General features: G+C 50.1%; 13 protein-coding genes. 8 read left to right on the top strand and 5 right to left on the bottom strand.

Annotated features, from left to right (window positions below):
* Positions 1-91: 91 nt before the first annotated feature.
* From NSS79_RS07800 to NSS79_RS07810, 3 genes are all read left to right on the top strand, one after another.
* Positions 92-1,822 (top strand): sensor histidine kinase, encoded by a 1,731-nt coding sequence (locus NSS79_RS07800; protein WP_342438905.1) that lies wholly within the window; start codon positions 92-94, stop codon positions 1,820-1,822.
* Positions 1,819-3,297 carry a response regulator gene (locus tag NSS79_RS07805; protein ID WP_342438906.1) on the top strand — a complete coding sequence of 493 codons (1,479 nt, stop codon included), beginning with the start codon at positions 1,819-1,821 and terminating at the stop codon, positions 3,295-3,297. Before NSS79_RS07800 ends, NSS79_RS07805 begins: the two co-directional genes overlap by 4 nt.
* A 125-nt stretch (positions 3,298-3,422) precedes the next feature.
* Positions 3,423-3,914, top strand: coding sequence for a pyridoxamine 5'-phosphate oxidase family protein (locus tag NSS79_RS07810; RefSeq protein WP_076110475.1), 492 nt, complete (start codon positions 3,423-3,425; stop codon positions 3,912-3,914).
* Between the two features lie 86 nt (positions 3,915-4,000).
* Here NSS79_RS07810 and NSS79_RS07815 read toward each other — a convergent pair whose 3' ends face one another.
* Positions 4,001-6,322 (bottom strand): helix-turn-helix domain-containing protein, encoded by a 2,322-nt coding sequence (locus NSS79_RS07815; RefSeq protein ID WP_342438907.1) that lies wholly within the window; start codon positions 6,320-6,322, stop codon positions 4,001-4,003.
* A 307-nt stretch (positions 6,323-6,629) separates the two neighbouring features.
* Here NSS79_RS07815 and NSS79_RS07820 point away from each other — a divergent pair, with 307 nt between their 5' ends.
* From NSS79_RS07820 to NSS79_RS07835, 4 genes are all read left to right on the top strand, one after another.
* Positions 6,630-8,234 carry an extracellular solute-binding protein gene (locus tag NSS79_RS07820; RefSeq protein ID WP_342438908.1) on the top strand — a complete coding sequence of 535 codons (1,605 nt, stop codon included), beginning with the start codon at positions 6,630-6,632 and terminating at the stop codon, positions 8,232-8,234.
* An 83-nt stretch (positions 8,235-8,317) separates the two neighbouring features.
* Positions 8,318-9,217 carry an ABC transporter permease subunit gene (locus tag NSS79_RS07825; RefSeq protein ID WP_038587726.1) on the top strand — a complete coding sequence of 300 codons (900 nt, stop codon included), beginning with the start codon at positions 8,318-8,320 and terminating at the stop codon, positions 9,215-9,217.
* Positions 9,218-9,236: 19 nt separating this feature from the next.
* A complete protein-coding gene (locus NSS79_RS07830) occupies positions 9,237-10,106 on the top strand; it encodes a carbohydrate ABC transporter permease (protein ID WP_342438909.1) in 870 nt (289 codons plus the stop codon).
* Positions 10,107-10,169: 63 nt separating this feature from the next.
* A complete protein-coding gene (locus NSS79_RS07835; protein WP_342438910.1) occupies positions 10,170-14,732 on the top strand; it encodes an Ig-like domain-containing protein in 4,563 nt (1,520 codons plus the stop codon).
* 74 nt (positions 14,733-14,806) lie between these two features.
* Here NSS79_RS07835 and NSS79_RS07840 read toward each other — a convergent pair whose 3' ends face one another.
* Positions 14,807-15,631 carry a carbonic anhydrase gene (locus NSS79_RS07840; RefSeq protein ID WP_342438911.1) on the bottom strand — a complete coding sequence of 275 codons (825 nt, stop codon included), beginning with the start codon at positions 15,629-15,631 and terminating at the stop codon, positions 14,807-14,809.
* A gap of 204 nt (positions 15,632-15,835) precedes the next feature.
* On the opposite strand from NSS79_RS07840, the gene NSS79_RS07845 reads away from it, so the two are divergent.
* Complete coding sequence (locus tag NSS79_RS07845; RefSeq protein WP_342438912.1) at positions 15,836-16,669, top strand: metallophosphoesterase; 834 nt, start codon at positions 15,836-15,838, stop codon at positions 16,667-16,669.
* A 266-nt stretch (positions 16,670-16,935) separates the two neighbouring features.
* Here the strand turns inward: NSS79_RS07845 and NSS79_RS07850 are convergent, their stop codons facing one another.
* From NSS79_RS07850 to NSS79_RS07860, 3 genes are read right to left on the bottom strand one after another with little or no spacing between them, the layout of a single operon-like run.
* Positions 16,936-18,201: an ABC transporter substrate-binding protein gene (locus NSS79_RS07850; RefSeq protein ID WP_342438913.1), complete on the bottom strand. Its 1,266-nt coding sequence runs from the start codon at positions 18,199-18,201 to the stop codon at positions 16,936-16,938.
* 39 nt (positions 18,202-18,240) lie between these two features.
* Positions 18,241-19,080 carry a carbohydrate ABC transporter permease gene (locus tag NSS79_RS07855; protein WP_342438914.1) on the bottom strand — a complete coding sequence of 280 codons (840 nt, stop codon included), beginning with the start codon at positions 19,078-19,080 and terminating at the stop codon, positions 18,241-18,243.
* Positions 19,080-19,961: a sugar ABC transporter permease gene (locus tag NSS79_RS07860; RefSeq protein WP_342438915.1), complete on the bottom strand. Its 882-nt coding sequence runs from the start codon at positions 19,959-19,961 to the stop codon at positions 19,080-19,082. Before NSS79_RS07860 ends, NSS79_RS07855 begins: the two co-directional genes overlap by 1 nt.
* Positions 19,962-20,030 lie beyond the last annotated feature (69 nt).

The raw sequence follows: 20,030 nt of genomic DNA on the forward strand, positions 1-20,030 counted from the left end.
TGACACCATTCTACGATTTATGCGCTCATTTCTCGAATTGACTTCTGGGTGTACTTTCCTTATTCTTGTTGTAGTAAAGGAGGGGCTTCCAATGAAACTGCATACGCTGCGATCCAAACTTACCCTTTCTTACGCATTGATCATAGCCATACCCGTGGCGATTATTATGGTTTGCATGCCGGCTTATTATCAGTATCTTTTGGAACGGGAGACCGAAGCGCTGACCCGGAACACGCTTACCTCCATGACCGAACATATTGTGACCTATCTGGAACAGTTAGAGCAAATCACTTATCTTCCCTATTTTAGCCCGGAATTAATGCAAGCATTGATTACTAAGAATACTTCTGATTATTCTTCCAACACCGAATTCGTCAAATACCCGGTGGAGCTGTCCTTAAATACCTTCCTGCCGGCATTTCTGCTGACCTACGGCAACAATTTATCAGCCGCCTTGCTGCTGACTCAAAATGGTGACGTCTACAGTCAGACCAACGGCCTGTCGGATGTCGTTGAAGATTATCCGTTTTTTGATCAGCCGTGGTATCTTCAAACGGTACAGGCCGATGGCAAAGCAACCTTTATAAGCACCCACCATCAGGATTATTTTACAGCCCCGCTGACCAAACGTGTATTTTCCGTAGCCCGCGTTATTAAAGATCCTGAATCCCTTCGTCCGCTGGCTGTCATTATGGCTGATGCGGAGACAAGCTTGCTGGACGAGATTGTGATCAAGGATTTTGGCGTACGGTCCATTAGTGCGATCCTCAATGAAAAGGGAGAGGTCTTTTATTCCACGGCTCCTTTGTCAGAGCATATTCTCCAAGAGATCTCCAGTGCGGGGGTAACTCAGGTTAAAGATTCCGGAGAATCTTATGTCGTCATCTCCAAACCGATTCGCCAGGCCAATTGGAAAATGGTTGCCCTGCTTTCGAAATCAGAGCTGAGGGAAAAGGTAGAATGGATGTATATTGTAGGGCTGCTATTCGCCTTTATCGGCCTGCTGCTCACATTGCTGCTGTTGCGTTATGTTTCGCGCTGGATTGTGGGTCCCTTTCTTCAAATGAAACAGGCCATGAAGCAGGTGGAGAGAGGGAATTTCCAGGTCCGGCTGGAGCCCGTCGGCAAAGACGAAATCGCCAGTCTGGGATACTCCTTCAACCATATGATTGATACCATCAACGAGCTGATCCAAAAAGAATACGTCGCCGTCTTAAATGAAAAGGAGATGAGATTCCGGGCGTTGCAAGCCCAGATTGAGCCTCATTTTCTGTTCAATACGTTAAATGGATTTTTCGCGCTGAACAGGATCGGCGAAAAGAAAAAACTGGAGGAGGCCATCCTTTCTCTCAGCTCGCTGCTGCGATATACGCTTGTTCAGGAGAATTGGACTACCATAGGGGAAACCTTTACTTTTCTGCGCAAATATTGCGGTTTGCAGCAATTGCGTTTTGATGAACGTTTGGAGTTCAGCCTGCAGTTTGATCCCCGAATTTCAGAATTTAAAATTCCCAAGCTGCTGCTCCAGCCACTGGTCGAGAATGCGATTATTCACGGGATTGAACCTTCAGGAGTGCCCTGCCGTCTTGTTGTCAATGCGTTTCTTGAACAGAAGGGCGAAGATTGCTTAATCATAAAAATAGAAGATAGCGGAGTCGGGTTCCTGGAACCAGCCGCTGAATTAGAGGATAGCATTGGACTGCGTAATGTGCAGGAGCGATTGAAATTCGCTTATCCGTCCGCTGCCTTTGATATTCACAGCTCGCCCGGAATGGGGACCACCGTGACCATTCGAATACCGCTTAAGGATGTGGAGAAATGAGAGTGCTTGTTGCAGATGATGAGAAGCTATCCAGAGTCTCATTGATCAGCATGCTGGAGGAATCGGAGCGCGACATTTCAATTGCCGGTGAGGCAACCAACGGGGAGGACCTGCTGAATGCTTTGTCAAAAATGCAGCCCGATGTAGCATTTGTCGATATCCGAATGCCCAAAATGAACGGACTGGAAGCGATTGAACGCGGCCGCAAGCTTTCTCCCCATACCCAATGGGTCATTTTGTCGGGTTTTTCCGAGTTTGATTATGCCCGCAAGGCGCTTAGCCTGGGAGCCTTTATGTATTTATTAAAGCCTCTGGGGATGGAGGAGCTGGGATCGGTCCTGGATTCACTTTTTACTAAGCTTGATCAGACCTACCAAAGGCTTGACGACGAATTTGAGCATTACATACTGGCAGCTTTGAATAACGGGCAGTCCCCCGGCCTGGCAGAATTCGTCTCCGAAGCCCGTTATACGAAATATAAGGTATTACTGATTGCGACAGATACGCATGTATTCCCGGGACAAATGGAACAAGCCAAGCGCTGTTTATACAGGGCAATACAGGAAGCTGTCAGTGGAGGGTCCTCTTTAACTTGCCGTGTGGCAATATTTACGCTGACTAGCGGGGAAACAGCGGTGGCGATGTGTTGGCAGGAGGGGGAGCCGAAGGACGATCTGCAGATGGAAGTTATGACGGACAGCATATATCACCGAATAAACCGTCTGACAGACCAAAGGATTGCCTATACTCAGGTTGATAGCAGCATATATACAAATATTGGCGGCATGCTGGCAGGTCTGCAGGACATTCGCCGGTTGCTGCCGCTGCGTGCCGTTATAGGAATTAACCAGAGATTTTCGCTTGAAGAACTTCAGAAGCAGCCTCCTGCGGCAGCTCATATGGGACTTGTAATGACCAAGCTGGTCGATGATTACCATCACCATCTCTATATGGATTACTGCAGGGAGTTGGAAGAAATTACGACCCTGTTAAGGACGGAACAACACTCCAAGCAACAAATAAAGCATATGCGGAGTTTTATTCAATATGGAATGAATGATAGTGCTGAGCTTGAAACCGTTGAGCTGACGGTCCTACTTACCCGCCATGCGGATAAGCTGTTAACTGACAAGAAAAAACTGGAGGGCGAGCCTCCGGATATGATCTCAGAAGTGATCTATTCTATTGAACAACATTATGCCAGCAATATCTCCATTGCCCAGTTGGCGGAGAGGCTGAGAATCACACCTAATTATCTGAGCTCTACCTTCCACAAAAAAACAGGGACCACATTTACGAAATATTTAACTCGTCTGCGGATTCACCGGGCCAAGGAACTTTTAAGTACGACCAACCTTCCGGTAAAAGATATCGCCCTGCAAGTGGGATATTACAGCACCAGGCATTTCGTCAAATTATTTATAGAATCCGAAGGCTGCTATCCGACAGAATACAAGAAGCAGGCTCGTCTATAGGTTAGCATTACACACCATCACGCCGCTGAACTGAAATGAACAGGTAATGTTTTGTGCTTTCTGGGTAATAATTGATATGCATTTGGATAACCTATCCATAACCCGGAAGAAACGAGGCGATAAGCATGTCCAATTTGAACAACAGTCATCAGGAAGCAGTCGAGACGGTTAGAGATCTGATCAAAGGCATTGATACGGCCATGTTAACAACGATTTCGGCCGAAGGACTGGTATCCCGTCCCATGAAGACACAGGAAGTCGAGTTCGACGGAGATTTATGGTTTCTTACCAAGAAGGATACCAGCAAATTCGAGGAAATTCTTCATGACCCGAGGGTTAATGTCATATACGCTGATAAATCCTATGTCTCCATCCGTGGTACGGCCAAGCTCGTGCAGGATGTGGAGAAGAAAAAAGAATTTTGGAATCCCGGCTACGATGCTTTTCTGCAGACCAGCTATGATGACCCCGACGTGATTCTAATCCGGGTCCAAGCCGAAGCGGCGGAATATTGGAAAAGCGGCAACCTGGCCGAGAAAGTGACTTACCTGTTTAAACGGCTAACGAAGCAGGATACGGAGCAATCGAATCTTAATGAGACGATTGATTTGAAGTAGGAATCTGCAACGATAATTACACAATGCATAAATAGCCTGATCTGCAAGTAAAGCCGCCGGGAATTTCCCGGCGGCTTTTTGCCGGATTATTCGGCCTTTTCCTTTCCTTGAGCGAGAAGCTTGTCGGCCGCCTGCTGCTGCCGGTATTGTCCGGGAGTCAGCCCCGTCCGGGTCTTAAACATCTTATTGAAATAGCTTACGTTCGCATATCCGATTTCCCGGCAGATCTCCTCAATGGAAAGGTCTAGCTGCTTCAATAGCTCCATAGCCCGCTTCATGCGAAGCTGGATCAAATAATCGTTGACGGTCATCCCTGTGGACTCCTTGAAGATGCGGCTTAAGTAGGATGAGCTGCGCTGAACATATTCGGCTACCGTGTCCACAGAAATATTATTATTGAAGTTCGCATCCATATAGTCCGTCGCCAGCTGCAGGGTCACATCCGTCATCTTGGAACGTTTCTCCTTGTGGTAGGTGATGATCCTGCCGCACATGTCCAGCAGGCACTCTTCCATATCGGACAGGGTCTCGGCACGCGCCAGCACATCTGCGTAAGCCGGTCTGTCCCCGAACACTGCGGACATATCGCCCCGGGTCTGGACAAGCGTCTTCATAATTTCCCCGCTCAGCTGGAAGAACAGCTGCTGGATATTGGCCTTTCCCAGCTTCTTGTCAATCACAGTCCGGGTGATCTGGCGAATGGCATTGAAGCATTCCTCTCTATCCGTCTGCAGCAGCGCCTGCAGCAGTTTTGTTTCCAGCTCGTACGGATAATAATAAGCCTCCTCTTCTGATTTCCAGTCGGCGAGAATGTCATAGGACAGAATTTCTCCTTTGCCGATGTACATTTTCAGATTCAGAGCTTCCAAAGTATTCTCGTACGCCAAACGTACCTTTTCTTCCCCCTTGTAAATTGGACTGACTGCGAAGGTCGCGTTCATGCTGTACCGGGTCAGCAGAAGCTGCTTCAGCTTCTTGGCTTGCTCCAGCGGGAATTCGTCGTCGCCCGGAGGAACGGTCAGGAGAATCACCGTCCGCTTCTCATCCTTGGCGAAGATTTCACCATTGATATCGCCTCCCAGCTCTTCCATCAGTCCGTAGCGGAACAGGTGAAATTGGAGGTTGCCATCCGGTCCGTTCAACGGATAAGGCTCCTCCAGCTCAAGGGTCAGCACAGCAAACCGGGTAAAGTCCAGCCGGAGCCCCAGCAGCTCCGCTGCCTGATCTGTACTGCCGCCCTGGATGAGGTCGTTCAAATACTTCTCCTTGATCGCTGTCCGGTTATCGGTAAGAAGGGAATCAACCTTTCCCTTCTCCGTCATCAGCGTCTCCCAGTTGCGGGCCAGCTGATCGAAGATATGACGGATGAAGCCGGCTTCGTCACCGGCAGGCAGTTGGGAGGCTTCTCCGTCTTTCTGACCGGCTTGGGAGCCGCCAATATAGGAAATTACACTTTGGAGCGGCCGATACAATCTTCTGGACAGGAAAAAGGATAAGGTGAACGCGGCTATCAGATATGCCGCCGCAACCGTGATGACAATGACCTTGATGCGGTCCATTCCTTGCAGAAGAGCGGAACGTTTGGTAATGTCTACGAATCTCCAGCCGGTCAGCTCCGAGGTTGTATAGGAGACGATCCGGTCGGAATCATCAATGTAGAAGCCGCTGGCCCCGGTCAGCCGGCCGGGGTCCAGCTGTTGAAGGAGGGATTCCCCGGCAGCAGCATCAGAATAGAGCAGCTCAGAATCCGGCCCTAAGACAAGGGTATTGCCCTTTTTATTATGATAATGGCTTAAATAGTCGTCGAATAGCAGCTGAAGCTTCAAATTCATGACGATGGCACCGTCGACTTGACCGATTAAAGGCATTTTTTGAAGCAGACTGGCGGCAGGATGATCCGGTGAGAAACCGTCTTGCCGTCCGGTAACCCAGATTGTGCGGCTGTCAGAAGGCTGATTCCAGACCTCAATCCAGGAGGTGTCCACGAAGGTGGAGATGGGTGATGCCTTGATCTCGGGACGCGAGGTCAGGATAAGCTCCAAGGGGGCGTAATATAAATAGATGGAATCGATGTAGGGGCTGACCTTCTTCTGTTCTTCCACGAAGCCGGTGAGATCAATGAGGGAGCTGACGCTTAACTTGCTGCTGTTTGTATGATACAGGTAGGATTGGGTCGTAATCATGCCGGTGGCGGCATATTTGATGGCGGTCAGTTCCTTGTGGATGAGCTCCTGCTGCTGTGTCAATATGGATTCGTTGTACGCAATGGCGTTCTGAATGTTATTGTCCGCCGAAATGGAGTAAGTAATGGTGGAAATGAGAATGACGGTGATCACGGCAATGGCAGTGAAGGATAGAAGCAGCTTGACGAACATTGTATTATGTTTGATCGAGCGGTTTCTCAGCAAGGGACTCACTCCACTTCTCTAAGATGATTACGCTTACATATTTAACCAGCGACACAGCGAGGTACAGGGGGATTATATCACAGATGGGTTTTCCGGCAAGGGGAAGACCGAAAAACATATAAAAAAAAGAAAAACATAATCCGATTTCCGGGACAGAAATGGCCAAAAACATAAAAAGAAGCGAAAGAGAGGATTGTGTACTTGGTCAGAGCAGGCTATCTTAAATGTTGTAACCGCTACCACAACCCCGGCCGGGAGCTATCGTGAGGATGCGGTCTAATACAGTTTCGATTAGGGGGACATTCTTGTGCAGACTAAACTTAAGAAACTAGGCAATGCCATTATGCCGGTGATCGTTGTGGCAGGCCTGCTTGCCGGGTGCGGCAATGGCGGAGATAACGGGAACAACGCGAACAACGGAAAAAACGCGGCTTCGCCCGAAGCAAGCAAGAGCGCAAATACTGCAAACACTGAAAAGGCGGCAGCAAAGCCGGTGGAGATTACATGGGGTATTCACTTTCAGGCTCAGGGAGTTGTAGAGGACTCCGCCGTTCAGAAGTGGCTTGAAGAGAAATTCAATGTAAAGATCAAACCGGTGAAAGTGACCGATGCCAGCATCGCATCCGGAGAGATTCCTGACATCTTCATGCTGGGCGATCCCTCCAACGTGTCAGCGTATATGAATCAGGGTGTTCTGATGGATATTGATCCGAACATGCTGAAGGAAAAAATGCCGGAGTATTCCAAAGATATTGAAAAAAACAACGCGCTATTTCAAACCGTTACTGTAGACGACAAGTTATGGGCCATCCCCATGTTTATTGATCTGAAGCCATATGATCTGGCGATGCTCTGGCGCAAGGATTGGCTGGATAAGGTAGGTATCACAAAGGCACCGGAGACACTGGATGAGTTCGAGAAGGCAGTCTATGCATTTGCTGAGAAGGATCCGGACGGAAATGGCAAAAAAGATACCTACGGGTTGACCGGTACGGCGACGTCCACCTGGTCATCCGGCTTCTATTCCATCTTCGGTGCGTTCGGCGTGGAACCGACCATGTGGCACGAGAAGAACGGAGAACTGATGAACGGCTCCGTGATGCCGGAAACGAAGGAAGCGCTGGCCAAACTTCGGCAGTGGTATGCCGACGGGGTCATTGACCCTGAGTTTATCACGGATACACAGGATTCCTACCGCAAGAAGCTTTACAATAACCGGATTGGTGTCATTGAGGAGCAGATTGCCAAGGGTGCGCTCCCGACTTCGGGAACCGTGACGGAGATGAAGTCTTTGAATCCTAATTCGGAGCTGGTCTTTGCTAAGAATCCTAAGGGACCTGGTGGTGACGGCTCCTGGGACTGGGGAGTGAAGAGCAACTTTGTCGTCATCAGCAACAAAGTGAAGGATCAACCGGAAAAGCTTGAGAAGCTGTTCGAAATACTGAGAGCAGAAAGCAGTGACGAAGAAACCATCAACATGACGAGCCTCGGGGTGAAGGGCACTCATTGGGACTTCGTTGAGAGCGGAGCCACCTCTGGAGCCACTACGTTCCTGACTGGTTTCGAGAAGCAGGAAGCACGCGATCAGATCGGCGTTAGACTCTTCTCATTCGGTAACATCACGACGCAGGCCTACCGTGAGAAATACTCTAATCCGGATTTGAATGAAGCCATCAAAACCTATTCCTCCGCTCCAAATATGACCGATGCGCTGCTCTTCTCGGCGCTGCCTTCCGATGGCAAATACAAGAATGACCTGACTTCGCTGATGCAAAAATATTTCGCCCAAATCATCAGTGGTGAAATTCCACTCGATGATTTCGATAAGTTCGTTACAGAGTGGAAATCCAGAGGCGGCGATGAGTTGACCAAGGAAGCTAATGAGATGTACCAGGCTCAATTTAAAAAATAAATAAATCCGGTTACGGTGGTTCCGCAAGGGCAAAAAAGGGTTCTTGCGGAAATGAGCCGGTCGGGGTTTCAGGGGAGTGCAGTATGAAAACCATAAGAAAGCATGGAGAACTAATGGCGTTGTTTCTGTTTGCCTTTATCTTCTTCGTCATCTTTAAATATGGTCCGCTCTACGGCGTGATCATTGCCTTCAAGGATTTCCGGGTTGTGGATGGAATATGGGGAAGTCCCTGGGTGGGCTTCCATCACTTTCAGGAATTGTTTCATAGCAGCGATTTTTACCGTCTGCTTAAAAATACGCTCCTTCTGAACATGTACCAGCTGATCTTTGCTTTTCCTGCACCAATCATTCTGGCAATACTCCTGAACGAAGTCCGCTCCCGCGGCTTCCAGAGATTTGTTCAGACGACTATGTATCTGCCCCATTTCGTATCTTGGGTAATCATGTCGGGCCTTCTTATCTATTTTCTATCGCCAACTACCGGAGTTGTAGCTCAAATCGTAGGCTGGTTCGGAATGGAGCCCGTCTTCTTCATGGGCAAGAAGGAATACTTCCGGAGCATCATCGTAGGTTCCTCCATCCTGAAGGATCTGGGCTGGGGTTCAATCATTTATTTTGCAGCTTTATCGGGGATCAATCCCGAAATTCAGGAATCAGCCATTATTGACGGAGCGAACCGCTGGCAGCGGATCATCCGGATCAATATTCCTTCGATCATGCCTACCATTTCTATCATGTTCATCTTGAGTCTCGGCGGGTTCTTAAGTGCAAATTTCGAACAAATCATTAACCTGCTGAATCCGGTCACTTTCGAAACCGGCGATGTCATCGACACTTATGTCTATCGGGTGGGGCTGCAGCAGTTCCAATACAGCTACACGGCGGCTATCGGTCTGTTCAAATCATTTGTGGGGCTGCTGCTCATTCTGGGCGCCAATCTGACCGTGAGGAAAATGAGCCAAGGGGAGAACGGATTATGGTAGAAGCAGGAGGAAGTCAGTCATGAAGGTGAAAAAATGGCAGGATCTTATTGCCCCGGCAATTATCTACTTTGTATTATCACTACTCGCGCTTATCGTCGTTTACCCGTTCATCCATGTTATCGCAGTATCCTTCAGCGGCCGCGGGGAGGCACTCCGCAGCGGATTCCATTTCATCCCAAGGGACTTTGAATGGAGAGCTTATAAGGAATTGCTGGAGTATCCATTCATCTGGTCGGGCTATGCGAATACTATATTCCGCATGATCGTAGGCACCTTCCTGACGCTGCTGGTCACCGTCTGCGCTGCTTATCCGCTGTCGCGCCCGGATTTTCCGATGAAGCGTGTCCTGGTTATGCTCCTGCTGTTCACCATGATCTTCGACGGGGGTATTGTGCCGAATTATCTGCTCATTAAGGAGCTGCATCTGCTGAACTCACGCTGGGTGTATGTGCTGCCTTCGGCAGCTAACGCCTTTCAGGTTCTGGTCATGCTCTCGTTCTTCCGCTCCATTCCGGATGCGCTGATTGAAGCGGCCCGTATCGACGGAGCCAGAGACATTAGGATCTTGTTCCGTATCGTGCTGCCACTCTCCATTCCGTCCCTCGTGACGATCGGGCTGTGGTCGCTGGTTCATCATATCAACGCGTTCATGGACAATCTGCTATATGTTACCGACCAGTCGAAATTTGTCCTGCAGCAAGTCATAAGGCAAATCCTCATTGAGAATAAGCTCGATCCGTTCACTACGGCAACCAATCTGATGCCTCCTGCACCAGAGAGCCTGAAGATGGCGTCAGTAATCGTATGTTCTTTACCTGTGCTCATCATTTATCCTTTTTTGCTTAAGTACTTTGAGAAAGGAACAATGATCGGGTCGGTGAAAGGGTAAGCTCCGGGGAACCTCACGGTTCCCTTTCGAATTAAAACCGATAACAAGGAGGCCTGTACGGACATGAAGAGAAAAGCGGTCATTGTCTTTTGGATTATTGCCTTGATAATAGGTTTAACCCCGGGGTTTGTACGGGGTACGGAGATTCAAGCGGAGGAAGCCCCAAGTCCCGGAGCAGTCTATTTCGTAGCGGAAAATGGAAGCGATTCCAACTCAGGTGCGGAGGCGGCTCCTTTCCGTACCCTGGAGAAGGCCAGGGACACCATCCGCCAGCTGAAGCAGGGCACGGGTCTGCCTGACGGCGGCGTTACGGTTTATTTGAGAGGCGGCACATACAGCCGTACCGCAAGCTTCCTGCTGGAGGAGCAGGATTCGGGGACGGCAGACAAACCGGTCACCTACAAGGCATATCCGGGTGAATCCGTGCGGCTGAGCGGCGGCCGGCAATTGGAGAAGTCATGGTTCGCCCCGGTAACAGATCCGGCGGTTCTGAACCGGATCATCAGTCCCGATGCAAGATCCAAGGTTCTGCAGGTCGAGCTGCCGGGGCATGGCATTACCGATTACGGAGTCATGAGCCGTCATGGCTACTACAAAGCCAATGACGTAAGCCAGACTCCCCCCATGGAGCTGTACATTGAAGGCGAAGGGATGACTCTGGCGAGATGGCCCAATAAGGGCACGGTCCAAATGGGCAATATTCTTGATCCGGGACCCACCCGCAAGGATGCCGATCTGCAGACCCGGGGAGGCACGTTCACCTATACCTATGATCGGCCAGAGCTCTGGACCCAGGCGGATGATATATGGCTTGACGGGATTTTCGGCTACAGCTGGGAATGGTCGTACAATAAAATTGCTTCTATTGATACAGACAATAAGTCGATCACATTAGCTTACGGGGAAATGAGCGGCCTCTTTAAAAACTGGTATCCGGACTTCCATTTCGCCCAGAACCTGCTGGAAGAAATCGACATGCCAGGGGAGTACTACATTGACCGGAGCCAAGGCATCCTGTATTTCATGCCGACAGCCGCCTTCCAGGCGAACAATCCGGAGATCACTGTATCCATGCTGAAGACACCCATGATCAATACGGCCAATACGTCGTATGTAACCTTCGAGGACCTGATCCTGGAGATCGGCAGGGATTCCGGAGCGGTCATCATGGGCGGCAGCCATATCCGGCTGGTGCACTCTGAGATCCGCAATTTCACCGAAGGAGGCGTACGGATCAATACCCAGAGCCGCTGGTTGTACAATGACTTTGCCAAGGGCTCAGGGGTTAACCATGCCATCGTGAATACGCATATCCATCATGTGGGGGGAACTGGAGTCATTCTGAACGGCGGCGACAGGCTGACGCTTGAGCCGGGCAACAATGTGGTGGAGAACAGCCACATCCATGACTTTGCTTATTATCATAAAGCGTATAACCCTGCTGTAATTCTGACAGGAGCAGGGAACCGCATATCACACAGTGAAATTCATGATGCCCCGCATCCGGGGATTCTGATCTTCGGCAACGACCATGTCGTGGAATACAACAACATCTATGATGTGTGCAAGACGTTCTCGGATCTCGGAGCTATCTACATGAATCTGGGTGCTGCACCGCAGGAGCGGGGAACGGTCATCCGGAGGAATTATTTCCATAACATTGGAGAAGGCAAAGCCGGGGTTCAGGGGATCTATCCGGATAACTTCACCATGGGAATCACAATTGAAGAAAATCTCTTCTACAAGATGGGCAATTCAGCCATTCTGAACAACGGGGGCGCTCATGTCCGCACGAAGAACAACATTTTTGTCGACGCCAAGGTTCCGTATGATTATGCGGATCTGTATTTGGGCGACGGCCCGGAGCAGCAAATCTCCAAAAACTATATGCAGCCGTGGCACGCTTTGTTCGAAAAATACAATAACTTCGCCGGCATGCCGCATCTGGTCAAATACCCGGAGCTGGCGGACTTCTTCACAGAGAACCGGTATTATCCGGACACGAACACGTACCAGAACAATGTGATCTACAATCCGACAAAAACGATAAGCAGCACGACGAATGTGAATGGTGCTTATGATAAGTTCAATCTGGTCCAATACGCAAACAACTGGGTAACGAAACAGGATCCCGGCTTCGTGAATCTGGCGGGCGGCGATCTGAACCTGAAAGCGGATGCAGCGGTGTTTGAGCAGATACCGGGCTTCCAGGCGATCCCCTTCAGTGAGATGGGAATCTCAGGTAAGGCAGGCCCTTATCTCGCACCGGATAATATTCCCGTCCAAGCTGTCGTACTGTATGACGATAGCCTTACCCTCGGCATCGGGAAAACACATACCCTGTACTCGGCGGTTCTTCCCTGGAACGCCACCAACAATAAACTGCAGTATACCTCCAGTGATCCTTCCGTGGTGACCGTAGATGCCACCGGCAAGCTGAGAGGGGTCAACCTGGGGACCGCAGTTGTTACAGCGGTCTCCGCCGACAACCCGCTCTTAAAGGATGAGGTTCAGGTGATGGTCGAAGTCGGTGACGGGATTATAGATGATACGAATTTCGAGAACGGCCGGAATGGCTGGCCGGCCGATGCCAACCGGAGTATCGTGGAGGCCGACGGCGGCAATCACATGTATAAGCTGCTCAAAGGCGCGACCACGCTGAATGAGAACGACTTCAATAATTACGAGTTGAGCTTCAAGCTGAAGACGCCTCCAGTGATTCCGGAATCGGCCACATTCTATATATTCGACCGGCTGAATCCGGGCGGCAACGGAGGAAGAATCGGATACCGGAAGTATGCTGACGGAACTTCTTCCTGGATTCTCTACAATGCAGCCTGGGGAACCGTTAAGCAGAACGCACTGTCTGCCCCGGACCTGCTGCCGGATACCGTCTACAACATGAAGATCATCGTCAAGGGTTCGGAAATTAGCGTCTATGCTGACGGCAAGCTTAAGCTGAAGGCCACTGATCCGACCTTTAATCCTTCCGGCAAAGTCGGGTTCTACGCCGGCGGCTTTGACTATCTCTTGTTCGATGACATCAAATTTATGGTCCCGACAAAAAATGTCTCCGGGCTTATGCTCAACAAAAGCAGCGTCAATATGGTAATCGATGAACAGACGCCACTGCAGGTCCAGTTCGATCCGTCGGATGCCGAGAATCGTTCCGTCGTCTGGCAGTCTCTTAACCCGGAAATTGCCTCTGTCGATGAGAACGGAACAGTCACCGCCCACGCCAAAGGGGAGACTGTTGTCAAGGTAGCCTCCGTTGCCAAACCGGAGGCCACCGCCTCTGCCCGGATCATCGTGTCGGATATTCTTGACTACACAGATTACGATTCGGGAGCGAACGGGTGGCCGGTGGATCCGAACCGCAGCATGGTAACGGTGAACGGAAACAAGATGTACAAAATTCTGAAGGGCGCCTCTGCGCTTCATCCGAAGCTGTTCACGGATTATGACCTGACCTTCAAACTGAAAACGCCTGCTGTAATGCCGGATCTTGGGACCCTCTATGTGTATGACCGTTCTGTCGCCAGCAATTCAGGCAAGATCGCATACAAGAAATTGGCGGACGGCACTTCACAGTGGATTCTCTACGGTCCAACCTGGACAGTGCTTCAGACGAAGAATCTTCCAACCCAAGACTTGCAGCCGGATACCGGCTATAATCTTCGTATTCTGGTGGATGGCGCCAGCATCCGCGTCTATGTGAACGGAGAAGTGAGACTAGATGGTTCCGATCCCAAACATAATGCTTCGGGAACGGTAGGTTTCTATGTGGGCGGTTTCAGTGAAATGTGGTTCGACGACGTGAAATTTACGAGGATTGACAAGACCGCACCTGTTAGCACAGCCGTCTTGACTCCGGCGCTGCCTGATGGTGCGGACGGCTGGTATACTCAGCCCGTTACGGTCCAATTGAATACTGCAGATACGGGTACCAGTGTAACGGACACCGTATACAGCATAAATAGCGGAGACACATGGCTGCCTTACCAGGGACCGCTCACCTTTAGCCAAGACGGCCAGTATTCACTGCTTTACCGCTCGGTTGATTACGCCGGAAACAGCGAGGAATCAAAAACCTTGAGCTTTAAGCTGGATAGCAGTGCCCCTGAGTTAACTGTGGCAGAGCCGGCCCCGAAAGCCTATGCGGGAACAGAATCGCTGACCTTGTCTTGGGCGGCCATCGATGCGATGTCCGGGGTGGATTCCGCTAAGACCGTTGCACGGCTGGATGAGCAAGCCGTAGAGCCGGGAACGCAGGTTCCACTGTACACGCTGGATATCGGCCCGCACACGTTCGCGGTATCCGTCAGCGACAGCGCGGGGAACAGGCAGGAGAGCACGGTGACTTTCTCAACGTATGCCGACGTAAGCTCGCTGAAAGCACTCGTTGGCCTGTTCAAAGAGAAGTCTTGGATAGACAATCACGGGATTGCGAACAGTCTGCTCGTGAAACTGGTACAAGGTCAAGTGGAAGCGTTCGTTCATCAGGTTCAAGCCCAAAGCGGCAAGCATATCCAGGCTGAAGCGGCCTCCTATCTGCTGCGGGATGCCAACCATATCCTTCAAGGGATGGGAGCGCAAGATAAACTACAGGATGGGATTCCCGGCTAAAGGGAATTAAACAAAATAAAGCCTTGGACGAAGTTGTCCAAGGCTTTTGTTCGAATATAAGAATAATTATCCTTTTATTTCTCGCTATCTATTTCCCGGGAGCCGAGCGCTTGTACGGGGCGGTTGTCATGCGGGAAAATGCCTTCGAATTTGCCGATTTGCTCATCAGACCATTGAACGGGATTTTCCAGGACGATCCACTGTACCCCTTCGGTACATGGTGGTGTGGTGAGTGATCCTTGATAGCGGAACGAATCAAGGTCTGTTGGAAGCAGCTGGTTCATGTCGAAGACACCCTCAACCGGGACTTCCTGTTCGCTCTCCTCGGAGGGGAGCACGGACCAAAGCTTTTTCAGCTCAACATTTTCGGAGCCTTTAGTGATTAGGACACTCAGTACAGCAAGCGTCTCGTCTTCACTTTTATGGACAAAATGAAGCTCCATATCGGCATGTTTGCCATCTACCTCATGTTCGCTGGGCAGATGGAAATGAAACTGCTGCAAGATATACGTCTTTCCTTCAAGGGTGATACGGTTGTCCTGATTTTTTAGGTTAACCTGGATCGTGTGGCCGTTGTTAATGATAGACACCGGGGACGGCGCATACTCAACCTTGATAGGGGACAGGCTCTCATCATCCTGCACTTTCTCATGAAGAATGTTAATCGGCGACTGGGCCGTACCTGTACTGCAGGTTGTGAACAGTTTATCCAGTTCAGCCCAGTGTTCCGGGGATGTTTCACCTTCATAGGACCAATGCGTTGGGTGGGCGCTTACTGTGGTAGCGGGTTCCTTATTCGTGTCTGCCTCGTTCTTCTGTTCGTTGCTTCCGCATCCCGCCATCACAGACAAGACCATGATGGGAAACAGTATTCGGGACACCTTTTTGTTGATACGCATACGTCATCCTTCTTCCTTTTGGATAGTGGAACATTTTAATTTATATTGTAAATATTGGCACGTTCAGCATCAAGTGAAAAAAGGCTCAAAGTTTTCAAAATGGTTCTAACTATCTAGGCCGCCAGCGAATCCAAGAACTTGCTATCCGAATCGAATATAAATATAACCAGATATTCTAATCCAGTTCGAAGAGGTGGTTTTCAAGTGAGAAGGCAGGCAGGGACAGTTAAGAAACGGAACCTTTCACCCAGACCCCGACCCAAAGACAGCTTGAAGCTTAAGGTGCAGGCACAGATCATTAACTTTGCCGTGATCGGAGATAGTCATGTGGGGTATGGGAACAGCTCGGCCATTTTTAGAAAGCTTTTGCCAAAAGCAGTGAGCAGCGGGAGTAAGAAGTTTGTGATTTTTGGCGGGGATAATGCCCAGGCAGGAGCCAATCATGGAAATAATGCCGATGCCCTCTACAAGGACTTCAAGGATACGGTTACCAGCACACTCGGGAGCATTCCTTATAAAGCATCGATAGGAAATTGGGAGGCAAGTACTCAGTCCTTGTTCAAACAATATTTAGGTGCGGTTGCCGGGCAAATGAATTTTCCGGGGACGCAGGCAAAGGTGAAGTATGTATGGCTGGATTGTGCGCTAGGGGCGTTCACACCGGAAAGCCTAAATATTCTGAAAAATTTAGATGACCGCCATTATTATATTATTGATTTTCATTGGCCATTGAAAGTGAGCGGGATTACGGTTGCTCCCAGTCATGTGTTAAGCGGGGCGGAGACGAATAAGTTTTTTACGGCGATTCCAGCGAAAGTGAGAGATAAAGTGCTGGCCATATTTACACACCACGGGCATTTGTTTTATCGGAAGCTGGCCAATATTTATCCGGGGTTCCCTACAACTAAATTCTTCGTGTGCGGATGTTCAGGGGATTATAAATGCAAGCCAAACGGTGACCGGGGGTATTACAACGCCATATTGACCATTAATGGGTCTGCTGTCAATGTGAATGCTTATAAGGTGCCGGTTATGTAGCTTGCTTTGGTTTAAAATTCTAAAATCCGAACCCTCTCAAGTTCAGGTCGAGACGCATTCTATTGTACTTTCTACAACAGAATCTTTTTAAAATAGCCGGAAAGCAGATTCTATTGCACTCTATACAGCGGAATTTTGCGGGAAAGGTGGTTTTGACTAAAAACCAATAATTCTATTGCACGAAATACAGCAGAATGCGATTTACCGGAGAATAATGAGCATTCTGCTGTATAAAGTGCACTCATATGAAAAAAGTCCTCATGCAATTACTGCACACTCAGATTATCCCAATTGATCTGGAACTCCTTCAGCATGCCTTCTTTAGTCAGCTTGCCGCCGAGATAACCTTGAATGCTGCTGGATAACTCCTGCGGCATTCCGTTCGGCAGACGCGACCAGTTCCAAGTCAGCGCCTGATCCTTGTCAGTATAGTCCAGCACCTCAGCGCCAAGTGCCCCGAGATCCTTTTCGGTTCCCTTGATGCTGTCGAGCGCAGGGATGAACTGGAATTCCTTGGTGATATATTGCTTGCCGGTCTCCGAGGTAACGAGCCAATCCAGGAAGACCTTAGCTTCCTCTTTAACCGGGGAGAACTTGTTGACGACCCAGTTGCTTGGCACCCCTACATAGAGCTTATCGTTATCTTCCGGGGTATCTTCAATAGGCATTGGCAGGATGCCCAGGTTCAGATCCGGGTCAATCCCGTCAATCTGGCCTTGGGTCCAGTTGCCCTGCTGCATCATCGCGGCTTCCCCGCTGGCCACCATGGTGACCTGGGTATTATAGTCGGTCGAGAGCGGGTTCTTGTTCCCGTATTCCACCGTCAGGTCAAGCAGGTCGATCCACTTGGAGAAAACCGGGTCTCCGGCGAAGGACTTGGAGCCGTCCGTCAGACCGGCGATGAATGTTTCGGGATCGGGCTGCTGGGCGAAGGCTACGTTCACATTGTGGTTACCGAGCACGAACCATTCCTGATAGCCGTTGGCAAAAGGTGTGATCCCTGCGGCCTTCAGCTTTTCGGCAGCCTCGCGCAGAGCGGCCAGAGTCAGCGGCTTTCCGGTAATTCCGGCCTGCTTGAACAGATCCTTATTATAAATGAAGCCGTACCCTTCCAGATTCATGGGCATGCCGTAGAGCTTGCCATCTACAGTCATTTGTTCGGCAGCCAGCGGCTTCACATCCTTAGCCCAGGCTTCTCCGCTTAAGTCCTCCAGATATTCCAGCCACATGTCGCGCTCATTGTTGCCGCCGATAGTGAAGATGTCCGGCTCATCCCCGGATGAGAACTTCGCCCTTAGGGAAGCGCCATAGTCGCTGCCGCCGCCGACGCTCTGAATCTCCAGCCGGATGTCCGGGTGTTCCTTCTCGAATTCAGTCTTGAGCGAAGCTAGTGCTTCGGAGATTTCGACCTTGAACTGGTAGATATGCACAGTTTTGATTCCACCCGTATTGTCGCTGCCGCGTCCACAGCCGGCCGTTAGCAGGGCCAGCAGCAGGGAGCATGCGAGGAGAACTCCACGTTTTTTATTCATATTGATTCATCCTCTCTGCCTGAAAAGTCACATGTATCGTCAGCCCTTGACGGAGCCCTGGGCAATCCCTTCAATAATATACTTCTGCATAAGCAGGAAAAAGATGACCACAGGTGTAATCCCGAGCACGAGACCCGGAAGCGCCAAATCCCACTGCTTCGTGTATTGCCCGAAGAAGCTGTAAGTGGCGATGGGAATGGTGCGGAGGGATGGGGCCTGCAGAATGAGTGAAGGCATCAGGTAATCGTTCCAGATCCACAGGGTGTTCAGAATTATGACGGTGACGATGATCGGCTGCATCAGCGGCAGTACGATCCGGAAAAAGGTACCGTAGGGGCTGCTGCCATCCACCCGCGAAGCCTCTTCAATGTCGATGGGTACCGATTTGACGAAGCCGTGGAAAAGAAAAACGGTCATTGGCGCACCAAACCCCAAATACGCCAAAATCAGACCGGTCGTCGAATCCATTACGCCCAGGCCGCTGACGATCTGCACCAGCGGAATCATGATCGCCTGGAAAGGAATAACCATGGCCGCTACGAGCGCGATATAGAGGAATCGGTTGTATCTGCTGTTGTTGCGGACCATTTTATAGGCACACATGGAGCAGAGGAAAGCCAGCAGGATATTGCTGATCACCGTGACAACAAAAGAGTTCAGGAAAGCACGCGGGAAATCGGTAGCTTTCCACGCTTCGGCATAGTTGCTCCACTGGAACACGGAGGGGAGCGCAGCGGAATCCGAAAGAATCTCGCTGTAGCTTTTGACCGAATTGGCCAGCAGGAAGTAAAACGGAACCAGAAAAGCAAGCGCCAGCACAATCATCAGTAACTCGGCAAGCAGCAGGGGGACACTGAATTTTTTGGCGGTAGTCTCCATTACAGCTCCACCTCTCTTTTCTTGGTTGCACTAACCTGCAGCAGGGAGATGACGGCCACAATGACGAAGAAGACCATTGCTTTGGCCGATCCCATGCCGAACCGGCTGATCGTGTAGGCCTCATTGTAAATATTAAGCGCGACCGATTCGGTAGCCTTGAAAGGGCCGCCTTTGGTCAGCGACAGGTTCAGGTCGAACAGCTTGAAGGACCAGGAGATGGACAAGAATAAACAAACGGTTACCGCCGGCATCACCAGCGGAATGGTGACATGGCGCAAGGTTTGCATACGTCCGGCCCCGTCCACTTTGGACGCTTCGATCAGGCTCTGCGGCACGTTGTTGATGGCCGAAATGTAGATCACCATCAGATAACCCGCATTTTGCCACACGAAGACGATTACAATAGCCCAGAAGGCAGTGGCTTCCGTACCGAGCCAAGGCAGATTAAAGAAGGACCAGCCGGTGGCCTGTCCCATGGAGGCAAACCCTCTAACAAAAATAAACTGCCAGATAAATCCGAGCAGCAAACCGCCAATGACATGGGGGACAAAAAATACCGTTCTCAGCACATTACGCGTAAATATCTTGCGGGTCAGCACATAAGCGAGTGTGAATCCGAGCAGATTCGTCAGCACCAGTCCAAACAAAGTGAACTTCGCGGTGAACCAGAACGAATGCAGAAACGAAGGGTCTTTGGTGAAAATATGTAAATAGTTCCGCAGCCCGGTCCACTCGACATGCCGTGAGATTCCGTTCCAACTGGTAAACGAATAATAAAGGCCCAAAAAGAATGGAATCAGCACAATAACAAAGAAAAACAGGGAAGTTGGCCCGACAAAAATAAACTGCTGCATCAGGCGTGATCTTTTTTTATGGTCCATCGTTCCTCACCCCTCTGTATAAAGTAAATATTTCATTAAATAACCGGATCACCGATTAACCAAACAAGA

This window comes from Paenibacillus sp. FSL L8-0436 (assembly GCF_038593025.1).
GTDB lineage: Bacteria > Bacillota > Bacilli > Paenibacillales > Paenibacillaceae > Paenibacillus_AQ.

Coding starts and splice junctions, on each gene's coding strand:
- NSS79_RS07800 (WP_342438905.1), top strand. CDS start 92: ATGAAACTGCATACGCTGCGATCCAAACTTACCCTTTCTTACGCATTG.
- NSS79_RS07805 (WP_342438906.1), top strand. CDS start 1,819: ATGAGAGTGCTTGTTGCAGATGATGAGAAGCTATCCAGAGTCTCATTG.
- NSS79_RS07810 (WP_076110475.1), top strand. CDS start 3,423: ATGTCCAATTTGAACAACAGTCATCAGGAAGCAGTCGAGACGGTTAGA.
- NSS79_RS07825 (WP_038587726.1), top strand. CDS start 8,318: ATGAAAACCATAAGAAAGCATGGAGAACTAATGGCGTTGTTTCTGTTT.
- NSS79_RS07830 (WP_342438909.1), top strand. CDS start 9,237: ATGAAGGTGAAAAAATGGCAGGATCTTATTGCCCCGGCAATTATCTAC.
- NSS79_RS07835 (WP_342438910.1), top strand. CDS start 10,170: ATGAAGAGAAAAGCGGTCATTGTCTTTTGGATTATTGCCTTGATAATA.
- NSS79_RS07840 (WP_342438911.1), bottom strand. CDS start 15,631: ATGCGTATCAACAAAAAGGTGTCCCGAATACTGTTTCCCATCATGGTC.
- NSS79_RS07850 (WP_342438913.1), bottom strand. CDS start 18,201: ATGAATAAAAAACGTGGAGTTCTCCTCGCATGCTCCCTGCTGCTGGCC.
- NSS79_RS07855 (WP_342438914.1), bottom strand. CDS start 19,080: ATGGAGACTACCGCCAAAAAATTCAGTGTCCCCCTGCTGCTTGCCGAG.
- NSS79_RS07860 (WP_342438915.1), bottom strand. CDS start 19,961: ATGGACCATAAAAAAAGATCACGCCTGATGCAGCAGTTTATTTTTGTC.